Genomic DNA, 17,002 nt, shown 5'->3' on the forward strand with positions numbered 1-17,002 from the left:
TCATCTCATCTCCAAGCAGCATTTTTTTCAGGTAAGTTATATATAAGGTGTTTGAAGAGTTACAGAACATTAAATCCCCTAATCCACTCTGCCAGCGGGAAATATTTCTTAATTTCTCCTTTTATTACTTTCATACCCTGGACGTCTTGGCATTTCTCATACAAGTCATAACATCTTTCATAGGTTGAGTAATCTGAGTTCAAATTAAGCAACTCGGAATAAAACAACTGGGCATCTTCAAGATAACCAACCCTTAAACAGCAATCCCCTAATAAGCGAAGTACCGATATATTGTTCGGTTCTTCTTTGAAACATTGCGCTAACATGTCAATAGCAACCTCCATAAACCCGTAGGATATAAGAATTTCACATAGTCTACATTTAATAGCCGTATTATTGCTTGATAGCAATACTTTTGTTAATTGTTCGAATAAATCAAATTCCTGCAAAACAATTAGCTTTGTAATGATTGATAAAATAATTTCTTCAATTGCCGAATTCAAAACTATCTTGTTCACCGGTTCATTTAAAATAATACCCTTTAGAGTTTTAGCCTCTTTGTTGCTTAAGTTGAACAATGGAACGACAAGGTTATATAATTCTATATCTCTTAATATAAATGCCAGCAGTATTACATCTGACCGATAACTTTCGTTTAAAGATACTTTCAACCAAAGCTCTTTAGCTTGTTCATAATCCTTATCGTATTCAGCTGCGGTGGCTAGTACAAAAGATTGTACATTTACACCCTTGTAAGTTTTTAAAAATTTATTTAGTAATGGGTGACGCACGTTATATAACGAATCCAATAACAATTGCAGTTCAGTTATACTGGAGACGTTATAAACCATATTTACATTCTGATATACTTCTTCAGAAGAAATATTAGCCTTTGATACCAATTCAAAATATTTAATTAAAGCTGGGGCAAAGGACTTTTTAGTTTGAAAAGCTTGAATGATTTGATCATAGCTTTTTGTTAGTTGAAATTCCCCCTCATAAATTTCAGCCATTTTAAAACGCGCTATATAACTGCCATTCCCTTCAGTAACTGTAATTCCTTGGTCGCCTAGTTCCAGACATTTTTCGAAAGCCATAATAGCATCCTTAGTATATCCTGACTCCATATACAAACATCCTTGCACAAATCTCATATCTGTTTCTTGAGGGTAAAGAGGAATCGCATCCTTTAAAATCTGCAGTCCTTCTTCATATCTGTGCAATTCCTTCAAACATGAGCATAGTGAAACAATGATTTCCGGTATAATGATCAAGTTCTTGCTTAAAGAATAAGCCTTTTGAAAGTAAGGGATCGCTTTCTCATGCTCCTCTAACCACATGTATGTTTTTCCCATATTAAATAAATTGTAACCAGTCGGGTTTTCCTTCACCTCATCCAGCATTAATGGCAAGTTCCTCTGTTTCTTGTCTTTATCCTGAATTACTTCATTTATATATCCTGTGTGATATACGATTAATTCTCCAGATGTTCCTTTATAATCATTATTATCATCCATTACATTTAAATGCTCATGCAGGCGATTATGATAGACAAGCTTTTTGTGATTAGCAAACAACCGTATAGCCGTATGTTTAAGTGTTCTTCCGTATGACATTTCATTAATGATTCTAATAAAATAATAATCAAATGCGCTAGAAATCTCCCTTTGTAGATCTGCAGTTGGATCAAGATACTCATCAGCGTCTAATATAAGAATATAATCAGAAGTTGCGTACTTTATCGATTCATTTCTTGCTGCAGCAAAATCATTAACCCAAGTGAAATGATAAATTTCATTCGTATACTTCTTGGCAATTTCCATTGTATTATCAGTCGATCCAGTATCTATTATAATTATCTGATCCACTTTATTGCATACACTCTCTAAACACCTAGACAAGTACTTCTCTTCATTCTTAACGATCATGCATAAAGAAATTGTCTTCGACATAAGATTATCCTCTCATTACTACTAGTTGTTGTTATTATATATATCGGACTTGATGATCCCTGTAATTAGGAAAAGGAGCACAAAAAAAAGAAGCCCGAAGGCTCCTTTGTTTGTTCTGCTATTAACGAAGCAATTGAAGTACTGCTTGTGGTTGTTGGTTCGCTTGTGCCAACATCGCTTGAGCAGCTTGAGCAAGAATGTTGTTCTTAGTTTGGTTCATCATTTCTTTGGCCATGTCAACGTCACGGATACGGGATTCAGCAGCAGACAAGTTCTCAGAAGTAGTTCCCAAGTTGTTGATGGTGTGTTCCAGACGGTTTTGGTTAGCACCCAGTTTAGCACGTTCTGTAGAAACTTTAGAAATTGCAGTATCAAGAATAGCCAATGCCGAGTTCGCACCTGCTTGACTTCCGATTGCAACGGATTGCAATCCAAGTCCAGTTGCTCCAGCATCCATATTACCGATTGCCAATGTAATAGCTTGGCCAGTATTAGCACCAATATGGAAGACAGCACTGGTTACGCCACCAGTCAGCAATTTCTTAGTGTTAAATTCAGTGTCACTGGAGATACGGGTAATTTCCTTAGTCAATTCATCTACTTCTTTTTGAAGCTCAGCGCGGTCAGTATCAGTATTCGTATCATTTGCTGATTGTACAGACAGTTCACGAATACGTTGCAGGATGCTGTGTGTTTCGTTCAGCGCACCTTCAGCAGTTTGAATCAAAGAAATACCATCTTGAGCATTCTTAGTAGCCATATCCAAACCACGGATTTGACCACGCATTTTTTCGGAAATTGCCAAACCTGCAGCATCATCACCCGCACGGTTAATACGAAGACCAGAAGACAATTTTTCAATAGCTTTGTTAGTGTTCGTAGTGTTAGTACCCAATTGACGGTGTGTGTTCATTGCTGCGATATTGTGATTGATAATCATAATAATATTTCCTCCCTGAAATTAAATTAGTTCCACATCCATGTGGTAAACGCTGATCCATTAAGGTCGGCCGCCCTGCTGGCTCAGCGTCTAATACATATATCGACGGTATGCACCCAACTATTTAGAGCAAATCGAATTTTTTTTGAAATTTCTTGGTTAAATTCTCCAAAATAAAATTTAAAACCCGAGTCCGCGATTAAACAGTCCCAGGTTCTGGATTATGTGTATGCTACATGTCAATTATTCATTCTTATTCACACCACGAAGTCGATGGATCAATGCATTCAGATCTGACTGCTGAGGAGCGACGGACTCACGGTTAGCCTCTTGGATCGAGAGATATACCTCTTTACGAAAAATATCGACATGCTTTGGTGCAGAAATACCAACCTTTACTGTGTCACCATCCACGCTTAAGATTGTCAGCTCGATCTGATCTTGAATGACAATGGACTCCCCTTTTTTTCGGGAAAGTACGAGCATATCATCCACCATCCTTTCCATCGATAACTGGTTGCTCTTGCAGTAGGCTATGCTTCGTATGATAAGGCGCTTTATGTAATACGATTTGTTTACCAGAATGCCCTACAGGATTTAATACAATAGGTGCAAGAAGATTAATCGTAGACTGTTCAACATGCTCTTTTAAAGTAATAATACAGCGGATAACTACATCAGAACTGATCTCTAGCTCTTCCGCCTCATCATCCGGCAGTTCAAATTCATAAGCGGGATAAAAAACAAAAGGATCAACTAACAGAAAGGATAACTCCATATTGCTAATTGACTGTAAATACCAAAAGGGTGTCTCCGCCATCGCGATCAAAGCAAAATTTGTTTCTTCGTCAAATCCAGGTAATCCTTTGGGGAAGTGATATAACTGCTCTTCATCTACTTCAAGTTTCCCCCAAGACAGCGTTTCTATAATCAAGTTGTTCACTCCTTAAAAGTTTTGCTGTGCAAAACTAACTTCTTATAAAATTCACTAAAATTATATATAGCTAAAAATACAAAACACAAAAGCTATAGAAGCGCTTAATGGCACATCTATAGCTTAAGAAGCTACAATTGGACATTCAATTCAGGTGGAATAAACTGAATAGAAGCATATTGCTGCATATAAATATTTAACTTGCCACGAGTATATTCAATTTCGGGATCATGTCTTTCTACTTGAATATTCACTTTTGCGGCTCGAAAATCAATTTGTGGTGCTCTCGTTTCTATATGAATATCTACATTGTCAAATGATGCCGGTCCGCGAATCTCTGGAAAAGAATTTGGTTCGGTATCTGTTCCATATACTTCTGCAATAGTATTTCCAGGCTTGAAAAATTGAGCCATTCGATTACCTTGCTCGACCTTTTTTGCAATACCCTGAAGATACAAATGTTGAATACCTGAGTATATTCTTTTGTTCATATCGAGCATATTGCCACCATTATAGGCTGCCCATGCACGAGATTGATCTATGGTAAGCTCTGGCCTAAAAGATTGGACCGTAAGTTTCCCCGGAGTGGTTGTTATATCGACCTCAGCCTTAGGCTGAGTAATCGAGTATGTGCCTAGATCAGCATCAATACCAATTACTGCAGGAGACTGACGTATTTGCAATATCGGCTGAAGCACAAAAACCACCTCCGTTATCTGATAAAGTCTACGAGAGTTGTGGAAATAATTTTCGCGCCCACAGACAAGGAAGCATTATAAATATTCTCCTGAATCTTTGACTCCATAATCAAACCCTCGTAGTCGGCATCTTCTGTCTTTGCCTGTAAATCAGTCAGGTTTACATTTAAGTCACTCAGACGTTCCTGCATTAGTTCTACACGATTGGTTTTGGCTCCAATCTCAGAACGGGCAGTCAGAATGGATTCCATACGCGTATCAATTACATCAAGTTGGCCCGAAATAGCCGTGAGATCGCCAGCCTTTAATCCTGCAGAAAGATTATTAATGATTGCAAACAAATTGTCCGCATCCCCGGTATTCCCGAACACATCATTGCCAGTTGTACTTATTGGCAAACGGACACCTTCACCCACAATGAACTGAATCTGCCCAGTATCCGTAGTAATTGCTTTAGAAACATCGTAAGTTCCATCTGCACCTTTAGCAAAATCATATGGTTTGGTGGTGTATTGCTCACCATTAAAGATATATTTACCATTTAGTGTACTGTTAGCGATATCCACAAGCTGCTCTTTTAGTTGCATCACTTCTGCATTGATACTGTCCAGTGCGGATTGCGGATTAGTACCTGTCGAAGCTTGTACAGTCAGTTCACGGATCTTTTGAACGACATCTCCAGCCTGTCCTAGAACTGTATCATTGAAATCAAGCCATGAAAGTGCGCTATCTACATTCTTAGTATATTGTTCATTAGAGGAAAGCTCCGCACGGTAGCGCAGGGAATACGTGATCCCTACTGGATCATCGGAAGGCTTGTTGATTTTGCGTCCGCTGGAAAGCTGTAACTGTGTATCGTTCATTGTACGTGCATTACGATTTAAGTTAAGCAGAAGCTGTGAATTCATCATGTTAGAGGTTACTCTCAACATACGCTATATCTCCTTTTATCTGCCGACTGTGCCGGTGGAATTAATCAATTTGTCGAGCAGTTCATCAAAAGTAGTCATAAAACGCGCTGCGGCACTATAAGCATGCTGGAATACTAGCATATTCGACATTTCTTCATCTAGTGATACTCCGCTGACTGATTGACGACGGGAGTTAACTTGCTCTACCAGATAATCAGAGTTATCGGTCTGACGTGCAGCTTCCTGTGATTGAATACCGAGTTGACCAACCATAGAGCCAAAAAGTCCACCCACAGTGTTGCTCACACTGCCGTCCGGCTTAGTAAATTTACTATCCTTCAGGTTCGTCAATAGAAGCGCCAAGGTGTTATTTCCTTTAACGACTTGCGTATTTCCATTCGCATCAACAGTTGTACGAAGCGAAGTTGCAAATAGATTTACGTCAGCTGCAATTTCCGGATTCAGTTTGATCGTTCCAGCCTCACCTGATGTTACAAAGAAATCGCGTCCGACGCTTCCATCCATCGCGTAACCTAACTTGTGAAGTCCGTTTAACCCTTTGACAATGGTCTTGGCGTCCTCATACATTGTTGCGCCCTTAGGCATGGCCTGACCAGCGGTCAAAGTAACTACGGTACCGTCAGCTTGTGTAATCTTGGCATCACTAGTCAACACTGTGCCCTCAGGAAGATTGGAGCCAGCTGGCACTGTAATTTCAACGTCACCTGTAGCAATAGTGCTCGCCAAATCATTGAGTTGTTTCTTGTAATCGGCAACATAGGTATTATTGGAAAAAATCATTCCGTAAGCCTCGCCGCCCTTCAAAGTTCCGGAGGCATAAGCATTATTAAGAAACGCGCCATCTACGGTTGCAGTTACTTCTCCACCCTCTACGAGAGGTTGTCCACCCAAAGAAATGTTATAACCCGCTTCCGTCTCTACAACAGTAATATTAGCAATTTTGGAGAGCTTGTCCGCCATCAGATCGCGTTGATCACGTAGATCGTTTGCATGATCCCCCATACCCTCAATCTTATAGATCGATTTATTTAGATCTGCGATAGCGGTCAGATAACCCTGAGCTTCTTTTGCCTTAACATCTATATTAGTGGTTAGATCCCGCTCCAGATTATTCAGTTGCGTGCTCATATAGTTCATAGCATCCGTCAAAGATTGTGCAGTTTGCACTACAATCTTACGGGCTGTTGGATCTTCAGGGTTCTTACTTAGATCCGACCACGATTTCCAGAAGTTATCCAAAACTGTACGAATGCCTGTATCCGATGGCTCATTAACGATAGCTTCCAGCTTAGAGAGCGTATCCGCTTGAAGACTCCAGTTGCCGAAAGCAGCGTTCTCACCACGGTACTGATCATCCAGAAACATTTCTCGAATCCGATCGATAGATGAGAATTCCACCCCTGTACCCATTTGACCTGGAACGGTAGATTTTAACAATCCGTACGCTTCAATAGGTAAAGAGGCTTGCATATTAACACGTTGACGAGTATAACCTTCGGTATTCGCATTAGCGATATTGTGTCCAGTTGTATTAAGAGCTGCGGTCTGAGTAAAAAGGCTGCGTCTCGCCGTCTCTATCGAGTGAAATGTGGATGTCATGCTTCTTACTCCTCCTTATGTTCTGCTCCGGCAGAACACTTCATCAGTACAATTCTAACCTCGTGCATCAAAAATCCCCGACCGATTTACGTTGTTACCTTTGTCGGACGGACGATGATAAGTGATATCCTGATTTGGTCTTCCGACCAACAGATCCAAAGAATAATCTATAAATGTAAGCGACTGCTCTATCAGCTTCTGATTTAGGTCATTGGCTTCTTTCAGGCGATGCAAAGTGCCCGAAAGCTTCTGCTGAATATGCAGCAGTCGTGCCTTGTCTTCAGGGTCAAATATAAGCCTGGACAGCTCCGTTAGGTTCAGGTTCAGGTTAGAACGAATACCCACACCTTGCAAAACGGTATATGCGGCTAATATTCGCTCTTCCTCGAGCTGCCCAATTACCTTCATTAGCTTGGATTCACGATTAAGGATGTCGATTAACGCATCCACCTTGTTATCCATAATTGTCTGTTTCTTCTCAGCGGCCAGATCCAGCATTTGAACATGCACTCCATCTAGCCGCTCCAATAGTTCTATTAATGTCGTCAATGCCATGGATGTTTTCACCTAATTCTCGGAGGATTGCTTAAAGTAAGGGGCGAGTTTCTCTGCTAGCTTAGATGCATCAACTTGATAGGTACCTGCGGAGACCTGCTGCTTTAGATTGTCGATCTTAAGTGCGCGTTCTGGATCATTCTTGCCAGTGTTTTGTGCTTGCAAGAGTTGAATCGCTTCATCAGAGATCGAAACCTCATCCTTGCGTGTGCTTTTCTTCATTTGTTCCTGCCTTTGCGCTTCCGCGCTGCGTTGATACGGATTAATCGCGTTAATTCGTCCGGTCTCGTTAATTTTCATAACTTCCACCTTCCTTCTAATATAAAAAAGCCGATAATCTTTACTAAGTTTATCGGCGTAGACTGAAACATTCTTTATAGCTGCAAACGTTTTTTTGCAGATTTTATAGGTCACGCAGCTTATCTATGGCACGATATGCACCATCAGATGTCTTTTTAGTAGTATCCTCAGCAGAATTTTCCTTGACAGCATTCGTGAGATCTTTCCTGAGCCGACTACGACAGCTGTCACACATATGGCCATCCCGAATCAGTGTACCACACACTTCGCAAGGGTACATCATATTGGGTGCATTAGCTATAGAAATCCGGCCTTCTCGAATAAAGCGGGTAATCTCTTTAATAGAAATCCCCGTAGCATCGGAGAGCTCCTGAATGTTGGTTCCTTTGTTTTCCCGTAAATAATTCACGCAGATCTCATATTCATGCTCCAGCTCTTTAATACAGGACTGGCACAACCCCATAAGATTCTTGACAAACAACCGGCCGCACCTTGGACAATTGTCTAGATTCATAACAAGCAGCCGCTCCTCTCCGTACATTCTGTGCAATGCATAATATTCTTATGCTCCTAGATTACATGATTGCAAGGAATTCGTCTATGGGACAGAAGAAACGCTACCAACCGCAACTAATCCTCAATGGAATGGATATAGCTGTTCACAATCATGCATTTTTCGCGTTTTAGGAACGCGCCCAGGTTAGGCTATAGATTTCTGCAGCATAATCATGGTTTGAAACCATTTGTTTTAGAATTTCGGCGCAAGCACGAATCGTGCTTCCCGTTGTATAGATATCATCAACAATAATAATTCGAATAGGACGACTTATAGGTGAGTTATCTTTCAGCCAATCCTTAAATAGTGTGGAGACTGCCGGATTCACTCCAAAAGCATTCTTCATATCTGCCAGTCGCTCCGCACGTCCTTTAAAGCTCTGCTTACCTGTATGATGCGTACGAATTAGTAGCGGTAGCTGTGGAATCTTTCTATGACGAGATAGGACATCGGCCAATCTTTCCGCTTGATTGAAGCCCCGTTCTAGAAGCCTTGAATCACTGACAGGTACCGGAACTAATAAATCAGCTGACCAAAGGCTGTTTTTTGTGTACCTTTTATGTTGAATAAGATGAAAAAAAGATGCTTTCTGAGATAAAAGAGCCCCCTGCTGCTTTTCCTCCTTTAGGGTTAAATAAGCTCTATCCAGCATGAGTCCAAGCAAAGGGGCATATTGTTCATTCCCGCGATATTTATATTGACCGAGCCATTCTCTCATCTCATTAGTGTAGGCAACCGCACTCCGGTTACATACAATGGGTGAGGGCTCAGCGCTGCGAGTGCAGTCTGGACAGCCTACATGCCGCCCACATATCAAGCAACGTGGAGCGCGTATCCAAGGAATGGATTCCGCACAATTCTTACAGATACCAGGCAGCTGTGAGGACTGTGGGCTGTGCTTCCCGCAGGTTAGACATTGAGGCACGGAGGGGGTAAGGAGGAAAGACAGGGATTTTCGGAACCTTGTAAGCTTGGTATTCATATAGCCCCACCTTTACGAATATATCCTTGGCGGCGAGCAATGATATTCATAGTACGAATCTGAGCAATCGCTCCACGCTGGGATCGGCTCCACTGAGGGGAGGCAAATACAACATGGCCATCAGGATCATCTTTAGAACGACCAGCACGGCCTGCCATCTGTACCAAAGAGGCTTCGTCAAAAAGACCACTGTCTGCATCCAAAATAAATACGTCACTGCGTGGCACGGTAACTCCCCGTTCCAGGATCGTAGTAGTCACTAACAAAGAGATGATACGGTTGCGAAAAGCAGTTACCTTTTCTGCCCGAAATGAATCCTTGGACGAGGTGCCTTCAATAACCACGCCGGGAAAGCTACGACGAAGTAGTATCAGCAATCCTTCGATATGAGCTATTCGAGACACAAATAGAAAAATTTGTGCTTTTCGCTCCAGTGACTTTTGAAGATTTTGTATAAGCGATCTTGGCAAACTTCCACGCTTTAGACAGGTCAGAACCGAGGGTATACTCAAATGCTGCGGGATAGGCAAGGGATGACCATGGAAGCGGACAGGCACTCTGGCATGTGGAAGCTTGCCTAACCGGACCAAACGCTGCATTTCTTGTGGTGGAGTAGCTGATAAATAGATGAAAGAGCCGTCCACTTTACAGGCTTGTTCAGCGGCATAGGCCAACATAGGATCATTGTGGTAAGGATACGCATCCAGCTCGTCGATGATTACGAGATCAAAACCTTGATGGAAGCGCAGGAGCTGATGGGTGGTCGAGAGCGTTAAGCGACCGCTCACCCAGCGATCTGCGCTGCCGCCATAGAGTACGGCGATAACCTCCGCCGGAAAAGCCCGGGCGAGCCGCGGCACGAGCTCAAGTACGACGTCGCGTCGCGGCGTCGCTACCAGCGCCCGCCCTCCGGCGGCGAGCACTGCCTCTAGGAGCGGGAAGGTCATCTCCGTTTTCCCCGCTCCCGTTACCGCCCAGAGCAGAAACCGCTCTGGGCATGAAGTGGCGGAGCGCTTGCGCGGCTCCGCCAGAAAACCCAGCGCAGCGCCAGCGGCTCCCGCCTGCGCTGGGCTCAGCCCCCACCGGCCTGCGGCCGCGGCGGGGTCAAGGGCGGCCGTGCATCGCACGGCCGGAAGTGCTGCGCTGCGCAGCAGCAGCGCACAAGCCCGGCTGCGCCCAAGCGCGAGGCAGGCCTCGCAATAGGCGCAGCCCATAAGCCCGCACGCGGCGCATGCCGTGCGGCCGGTGGGCACGCTGCCGCAACGCAGGCAGCGCGAAACCGTGCGGCGAGCGACAACGCCGCGCCACAATACGTGCGGCAGCCTAGCCGCCGCACGCATCATAACGCCAGCACCCGCAGGGAGCTGGCGGGCCCGCGCCCCTTGCGCAGCCGGGGTCGCACTGCCTACGGCGGCTGTAAGCAACAGCCGCCCCTGTAGATGCGCCAGTTGTGCCGCCTGGCGCCAGCAACCCCCTAGCTCTGGCAATTCTTCTGCCAGCAGCGCTTCTACTTCCGGCTCCAATAAAGAGCGCCCGGCCACAGCCCGCAATAATTGCTCTGAATCGAATTCTAGCAATCCAGAATCAAAACCCTTTTTTTCACTCCCGCAATACCTTTCGTTCTTCTTATTGTCCTGTTCTATTCCGAAACTCGATTTATTAGGCTTCCATATGAATATTCCATCATTCAGCCACTGTGACTCCCACAGTCCCCCTGCCTCTTTCTCCTCTCTCAACTCAGCCTCGAGCATTCTATTAATATATTGCCCCCACTCCTTAATCGCCCAGGTGCTCATTACGCTTCTTTGTTTGAAGCTGTCCCGGAGCTTCACAGCCCAACTTAGCGGCAACGCAGAAGAAAGCAGAACCAAACTATTCGCCGCTAAGGAACTCCCATCTTTCTTCTCCGGTCTAGCTACAGACCACCACCATCTATCTACCCTAAGATCTAATGAAATTCTAACCCTCCAGCTCCCCTTGCATTCCACAGCATATACAGCGACTTGCATAATAATCCCTCCTACCTTTCGCTTGTACTTAGCAGCTCCATATTTGATCCCAAATTCACGACTCCGTCTCCCCAAACGCAAAAAGCACACTCCCCCAGTTCTTGGAGAGTGTGCTTCACCCGTTACTTACATATTTACTTAAGATCTGTTGCGCTTTGATTCGCATCCCCTACTTCCTGCCATCCCCATAAAAGGCAGCGATACAGACTGCCCTGACAGCCGCAAGTCTACTACAATTCCTTCATGCTGCAATTCTTCACTCATCTGAAGAGAGTACAAAGATGTTGCAAGATCGATAGAGCAGCCGCTAGCGGCCATTTTGGAAACTATCCCAAGTGTTCCATCGCTCGAACCATCATCCATGAACGTTACTCGCAATCGTTTTCCGGTTAGAAGAGCTTGAAATGTCAGTGCCCGAATGTACCATTCCACAACAGATTCATGATTGCGGGTAATAAAAATATAATGAATCCATTTTCCGGACTGCGGTGTTTTACGCACCTTCTGCCGGTTATGCAACATATGAATCATCACTGCAGCGGATACATAAACAACCGCAATCCATATCAACTGGGCTACCATGGAGATGCACCTCCTCTGTATACCAACACTATATGCCGGCATTAAAAGGTCGGTGACTGCCTAGAACACCCATCAGGGAAGCAAGCTGTGTCTACTTAATTTCTTTCCTATATGTAACGTATTACCGTGAAGCTTCTACAAGGTTACCCAGCCATATTTAATCGAATTAATAACGGCTTGAGTCCGATCATCCACTTCCATTTTTTGCAAAATACTGCTAACATGGTTTTTAACTGTTTTTTCACTAATGAATAAATATTCACCAATCATTTTGTTGCTCTTACCTTCAGCCATTAGACGCAGCACTTCTGCTTCACGACGGGTCAGAGGATTGTTGTCGCCAGCAATAAATTTGACACCAGCTTCCTTCACCACTGTATCTGTAGTTACACCAGTCTCGTTAAGGTAAGTCATACGCCGCAATTGATTGATAAGCTTTCCAGTAACCTTTGGATGGATAAAGGCATGTCCTTCACAGACCGAACGAATGGCATTAATAAGGGATTCGGCCTCCATATCCTTCAATAAATAACCATTGGCGCCCTTACGAAGGGTCTCAAATACATAACTCTCATCATCATGAATGGATAAAATAATTACCTTAACCTCCGGGAACATTTCCCGAAGTTTTTGAGTGGCTTCTACGCCGTTCTCAACAGGCATATTGATGTCCATCAATACGATGTCCGGTTTAGTCCCGTTACAAAACTCTAATACCTGAATACCGTCGCCGCACTCCCCTATGACCTCGATATCCTCCTCCATATTCAAAATGCGTTTCAGCCCTTCACGAAAAAGCTGATGATCATCCGCCAAAAGAACCTTAATGGGCGTTTTACTAGAGTTTAAGTTCTCCATCACACTACTCCTTCCCCTTCTCCACATTCGTCGGAATATGGATCACGATTGTTGTCCCCTGATTCTCGGCTGATACAATTTCCATTCTTCCTTCAAGCAGCTCTACACGTTCCCGCATACCTACTAGCCCGAAGCTTTCCCGATTACCTTGCTGATTTTTTAACTTTTGTACATTAAAGCCTAATCCGTTATCTTTAATCACAATCTTAATTAACTGCGCTTGGTATGTAATCTCCACCAATACGAAGCTTGGGTAGGCATGTTTTGCTGCATTAGACAATGCTTCCTGAACAAGACGATATACCGCCGCCTCCATCGCTGAGGATAGTCGGTGTTCCTGTCCCCGGGTTTCCAGAGTCGTCCGCAGTTTCGTCTTCTCTTCAAAATCATGCACATATTTCCGCAAAGTCGGAATCAAGCCCAAATCATCGAGAGCCATCGGTCGTAAATTAAAAATAACCTTACGCATTTCTTCCAGGCTGTTACGAACCTGCCCTTTTAAATCTACTACTTCGTCCTGCACCAGCCCAAATTCCTGCTTTACCAGCATTCTTTCTACAATTTCCGTCCTAAGGACTAGATTTGCCAGCATTTGAGCGGGACCATCATGAATTTCCCGGGCAATTCTCTTCCGTTCTTCTTCTTGAGCCAGGATAATTTTGAGTCCGATCATCTGTCTGTTCTTCGCCGATTCGACAATTCTCGTCACTTGGCCTAGCTCTCCCGACAAATATTCGAGCACTACGCTCATTTGCGAACCAATTGACTCTGCACGCTCTACAGAATTTTCGACACTGCGCACTCGCATTTGTAATTCATCACGTCTGCTTCGAAGATAGACCTCTCGCTCACGCGTCATCATGAGTTCGAGCTGAAGCTCTGTAGCCTTCTCATAAGCAATACGGATATCCTTCTCTGAGTAGCGGACAAAGTCCCGGCTGACCTCTGTCAGCCGGATTCTGGAGCGGTGATACTGTAACTCCAGCTTGTCTACCTTTTTCAACGTTTCATCCGTTTCGTCCATGACCCGCTGCAGTTCCTTGTTGAGTGCAGCAAGTTCATCACGTGCAACCTGCAATATTTCAAAAATCTGATACTTGCTGCTCTCCATCACGTCGATGGTATTTTTAATAACGCGATCAATCGCATCGGCTTGAAATTCCACGGATGCTTGCCCCTTTTCTATCGGATCGTATTAAGGTTTTCCTTATATATTAACATATCACGATTCGATAGTTACGGTCTTCGTTTTCTGTTCCCATTTTACAGTTAATCCTAACTGTTCAGAAACCAGTCTCAGAGGTACTAAAGTCCTACCCTGTAAAATAATAGGTGCTACTTCAGCACTTTGTCGCTTACCATTTAACAGGTATTCCTTTTTATTTACCGTCAGATCCAGTGCCTTGGCTCCGCGCAACACCATGATCTTCTTATTCACCTGATCCCAGGTAGCATTCCCTCCAAAAGCATCCAGCACATAACGGATCGGCACATAAGTACTGCCGTCTTTCACAATTGGAGCTACATCAATAGCCCTCTTATTTCCGTTTACGGTCATTGCTTTGGAGCCGATGCTCATCGAAGCCGTACCCTTTGGTAACCCTGCATCACTGGAAAGTGAAGGCATTGTGAAGGTGATATTATCAAAAGCAACGGTACCTGTCTTCGCCCGTTCATCTTGGCCTTCCTCTACGTTGACTACATAAAGTCTCTTCAGCGTAGCCGGGAATTTAATCCCTGATCCTGACAAGTCGATGTTTATGTTCTTCCAACCGTTCCAATCGATAATCTTCGCAAGATCTACATAGGCTGTAGCTCCACTATTGTCTACAAACTCAGCACGCAGCCAATTTAAGCTCATATCGCCCATCACATCAACTGACATCGAAGTTGCAAGCGCTGGAACGGCTTTTCCACTTGTGCCGTTAAGTTGAGCATAAGCGTACATTTTACCGCTGCCAGCCGTCATATCATAACTGAGTGACAGCACCTTGGAGCCTACTCTTTCAGCCGATCCGTCTACTATCGTTGCAGTCCCCTGTACCGCTGGCACATTGGTAGTAAAGTTGACTGGATAACTTACCTTCTCGAAATCTTCCCATGTTGTAGCTGCTGCTGTCGATAATACAACCGCTGTGCTAAATCCATCATAACGAGCAATAGCGTAACCTGTAGTAACCCCTGCATCCACAGAGTTTACAGTAAGCTTGCCATTTTGCACGACTCCCTTAAAGCCTACAAACTCCCACTTCAGCGCTGAATCTGGAACGCTTATGGTTGCTCCACTCTTCGTAGAGGCCTTTACAGGGACAGATACAGTTGTCCCAGCTGTCAGTGGCGCTGTAGCAGTGCCTACACTCATGCTGGATAGATCATCTCCACCCAAGACTGTAAGGGTTGTAGAAGCGCTTGCTACGCCGCTTTTAGCCGTTAAGGTAACGGTGCCTGGCTTCACTGCCGTTACTTCTCCTGCACTTACAGTTGCGCTTCCTCCGCTTGATGTCCAAGTAGGATTGCCTGCTGCTACATCTATAGGGTTATAGTAAGTGTCATAACCTTTTAACGAATAAGTAGCCTTTTGTCCAACTAATAGCGAAGTGCTTCCGCTAATTTTAATTCCTTTTACTTCACCTTGTGGTGCGTTAGTATAAACACCAAGCGCGTTAACAATGCTGCGCTGCTCTGTGCCATACTCTGTATTAAAGGTTAGTGTGGCTGAGCTTTCACCAAGAGGCCGGTCTACCATCGTTGTAGAGCCGCCTCCGTCTAAGTTAAGCCCTTTCCAGACTCCAATATTGGTCATAAAAGATTGCAGCTCGGTCAATGACATTCCTGAGCTGTTGCCATTTTTTTCAGTAGCTATAATATAAACATAACGTCCATCCTGAGAGTATCCTAAAGCCGTACGTGCACGATAACCGCCAATGCTGCTAGTCGAGCGAGAGAACGTTGCAGCTTTTCCGTTATTTACAAGAATCGTATGTCCACCAATCATTGTTTGCAGATTAGCAGGATCTAGCGATTGCTGCGTAGTCTTGGATTTCAGGGAGTACACACTTGTTACCGGTTGTCCTACAGTCAGATGGGCAGTAACATACCGTGCGGCTAAGCCATGGGCCCGCAAAATATAAGCTCCCTTTGGAACCGCTGTAGGAAGCGCAGCATTTTCAGATATTTGAGTAACTACGCCGTTCTCAACGAGCACCTCTGTCGGTGTGGTTGAGCTGTTTTTGGGACGATCGAGTGCGGTCCATACATCCGTATAGATGTACATTGCATTAGCATGGCTATAAGTAGAGCTTCCACCTTCAGGACTATAAGCACCTTTATTGATACCGGATATCTCAAACTGTGCGCCGTCAGGTGCGGTTACCATTCCTTCAAAGCTGAACTCATCAATAAGAGGCTTGCGGTCCTTAGTCACTGCAAAGGCATACATTCCATCCAATTGCGAAGGGGTGGATACCAATACTCCACTGGATACTTGTCCACCAATCGGAGCGCCTTCCCCGCCTGTATTAAAATAATCTCCGTTTACTGCAGCCACGGCTCCAGTTTCCTTAGCCATCCCGCCAGTACTTTGACGTGTTGTCAGGTTTCCACCTTTACCTGTCATAACATCTAATGAAACATATGGATTGTTGAGGTCAACGCGAATAACATCCGCCAAGCCAGAAGCACTCGCTCCTGAACGTGTAGCCGTATATTTGTATTTCATCATAATGGCGCCCGAAGTAATTACTTCTTCTCCCAGCTTGCTTACTTTAAAATTAGATGTGGCTGCGGCAGCAATTGGTGTGGAACTATGACCAAACATAGCTAAGCCTTCACTGCCAATTACCGGCATAATCCACAACACACCTGCTAATGAAGCGGCAACCCATTTTTTAGTAGATGATAATTTTATTCCCCGAACAACTTCTCTACTCTTCTTCTCCATGAAAACTTCATTCATTTCGACGTAACTCTCCCATCTCTTTTTTACTCTTCAAGTCCGTTATCAAAAGTCTGGAAACTGGTTCCTATTTTTCTAGTACTCTTTTAATAGACTGAAAATAAGCGAAAAAGTTGCGAAATTGAGAGATTTCAAGCTTTATAGAGTCTC

16 protein-coding genes are annotated in these 17,002 nt (G+C 44.1%); all 16 read right to left on the minus strand.

All coding sequences use genetic code 11. The annotated features are described in order from the left end of the window. Positions 1-59: 59 nt before the first annotated feature. Positions 60-1,928, minus strand: a complete 1,869-nt coding sequence (locus NSQ50_RS28865; RefSeq protein ID WP_340949854.1) for a glycosyltransferase — start codon at positions 1,926-1,928, stop codon at positions 60-62. A gap of 145 nt (positions 1,929-2,073) precedes the next feature. Beyond that, positions 2,074-2,892, minus strand: coding sequence for a flagellin Hag (hag, locus tag NSQ50_RS28870; RefSeq protein ID WP_036678474.1), 819 nt, complete (start codon positions 2,890-2,892; stop codon positions 2,074-2,076). Between the two features lie 243 nt (positions 2,893-3,135). Beyond that, a complete protein-coding gene (gene csrA / locus NSQ50_RS28875) occupies positions 3,136-3,378 on the minus strand; it encodes a carbon storage regulator CsrA (protein ID WP_036678471.1) in 243 nt (80 codons plus the stop codon). 1 nt (position 3,379) lies between these two features. After that, complete coding sequence (gene fliW / locus NSQ50_RS28880; RefSeq protein WP_036678469.1) at positions 3,380-3,826, minus strand: flagellar assembly protein FliW; 447 nt, start codon at positions 3,824-3,826, stop codon at positions 3,380-3,382. A gap of 131 nt (positions 3,827-3,957) precedes the next feature. After that, the gene (locus NSQ50_RS28885; protein ID WP_051491021.1) at positions 3,958-4,524 is read right to left on the minus strand and encodes a DUF6470 family protein; all 567 of its coding nucleotides are present in this window, start codon (positions 4,522-4,524) and stop codon (positions 3,958-3,960) included. A gap of 14 nt (positions 4,525-4,538) precedes the next feature. Continuing rightward, on the minus strand, positions 4,539-5,456 hold the full coding sequence (flgL, locus tag NSQ50_RS28890; protein ID WP_036678463.1) for a flagellar hook-associated protein FlgL: 918 nt from the start codon (positions 5,454-5,456) through the stop codon (positions 4,539-4,541). Between the two features lie 15 nt (positions 5,457-5,471). Next, a complete protein-coding gene (flgK, locus tag NSQ50_RS28895) occupies positions 5,472-7,055 on the minus strand; it encodes a flagellar hook-associated protein FlgK (RefSeq protein ID WP_036678460.1) in 1,584 nt (527 codons plus the stop codon). 54 nt (positions 7,056-7,109) lie between these two features. Beyond that, positions 7,110-7,610 carry a flagellar protein FlgN gene (locus NSQ50_RS28900; protein ID WP_036678457.1) on the minus strand — a complete coding sequence of 167 codons (501 nt, stop codon included), beginning with the start codon at positions 7,608-7,610 and terminating at the stop codon, positions 7,110-7,112. 12 nt (positions 7,611-7,622) lie between these two features. After that, on the minus strand, positions 7,623-7,910 hold the full coding sequence (gene flgM, locus NSQ50_RS28905) for a flagellar biosynthesis anti-sigma factor FlgM (protein ID WP_036678454.1): 288 nt from the start codon (positions 7,908-7,910) through the stop codon (positions 7,623-7,625). Between the two features lie 103 nt (positions 7,911-8,013). Then, a complete protein-coding gene (locus tag NSQ50_RS28910) occupies positions 8,014-8,424 on the minus strand; it encodes a TIGR03826 family flagellar region protein (RefSeq protein ID WP_036678678.1) in 411 nt (136 codons plus the stop codon). A gap of 169 nt (positions 8,425-8,593) precedes the next feature. Further along, on the minus strand, positions 8,594-9,448 hold the full coding sequence (locus NSQ50_RS28915; RefSeq protein WP_235219407.1) for a ComF family protein: 855 nt from the start codon (positions 9,446-9,448) through the stop codon (positions 8,594-8,596). Next, positions 9,445-11,457: a DEAD/DEAH box helicase gene (locus tag NSQ50_RS28920; RefSeq protein ID WP_076222344.1), complete on the minus strand. Its 2,013-nt coding sequence runs from the start codon at positions 11,455-11,457 to the stop codon at positions 9,445-9,447. Before NSQ50_RS28920 ends, NSQ50_RS28915 begins: the two co-directional genes overlap by 4 nt. A gap of 138 nt (positions 11,458-11,595) precedes the next feature. Next, positions 11,596-12,039 carry a glycosyltransferase family A protein gene (locus tag NSQ50_RS28925; RefSeq protein ID WP_051491194.1) on the minus strand — a complete coding sequence of 148 codons (444 nt, stop codon included), beginning with the start codon at positions 12,037-12,039 and terminating at the stop codon, positions 11,596-11,598. Positions 12,040-12,174: 135 nt separating this feature from the next. Continuing rightward, the gene (locus NSQ50_RS28930) at positions 12,175-12,897 is read right to left on the minus strand and encodes a response regulator transcription factor (RefSeq protein ID WP_036681509.1); all 723 of its coding nucleotides are present in this window, start codon (positions 12,895-12,897) and stop codon (positions 12,175-12,177) included. 4 nt (positions 12,898-12,901) lie between these two features. Further along, complete coding sequence (locus NSQ50_RS28935) at positions 12,902-14,062, minus strand: sensor histidine kinase (protein ID WP_036681511.1); 1,161 nt, start codon at positions 14,060-14,062, stop codon at positions 12,902-12,904. 57 nt (positions 14,063-14,119) lie between these two features. Continuing rightward, entirely contained in the window at positions 14,120-16,852 is a 2,733-nt protein-coding gene (locus tag NSQ50_RS28940; protein ID WP_081386814.1) for a stalk domain-containing protein, read from the minus strand. Positions 16,853-17,002 lie beyond the last annotated feature (150 nt).

Origin of the sequence: Paenibacillus sp. FSL R10-2788 (genome assembly GCF_038003885.1) — a bacterium.
Lineage (GTDB): Bacteria > Bacillota > Bacilli > Paenibacillales > Paenibacillaceae > Paenibacillus_AQ > Paenibacillus_AQ odorifer.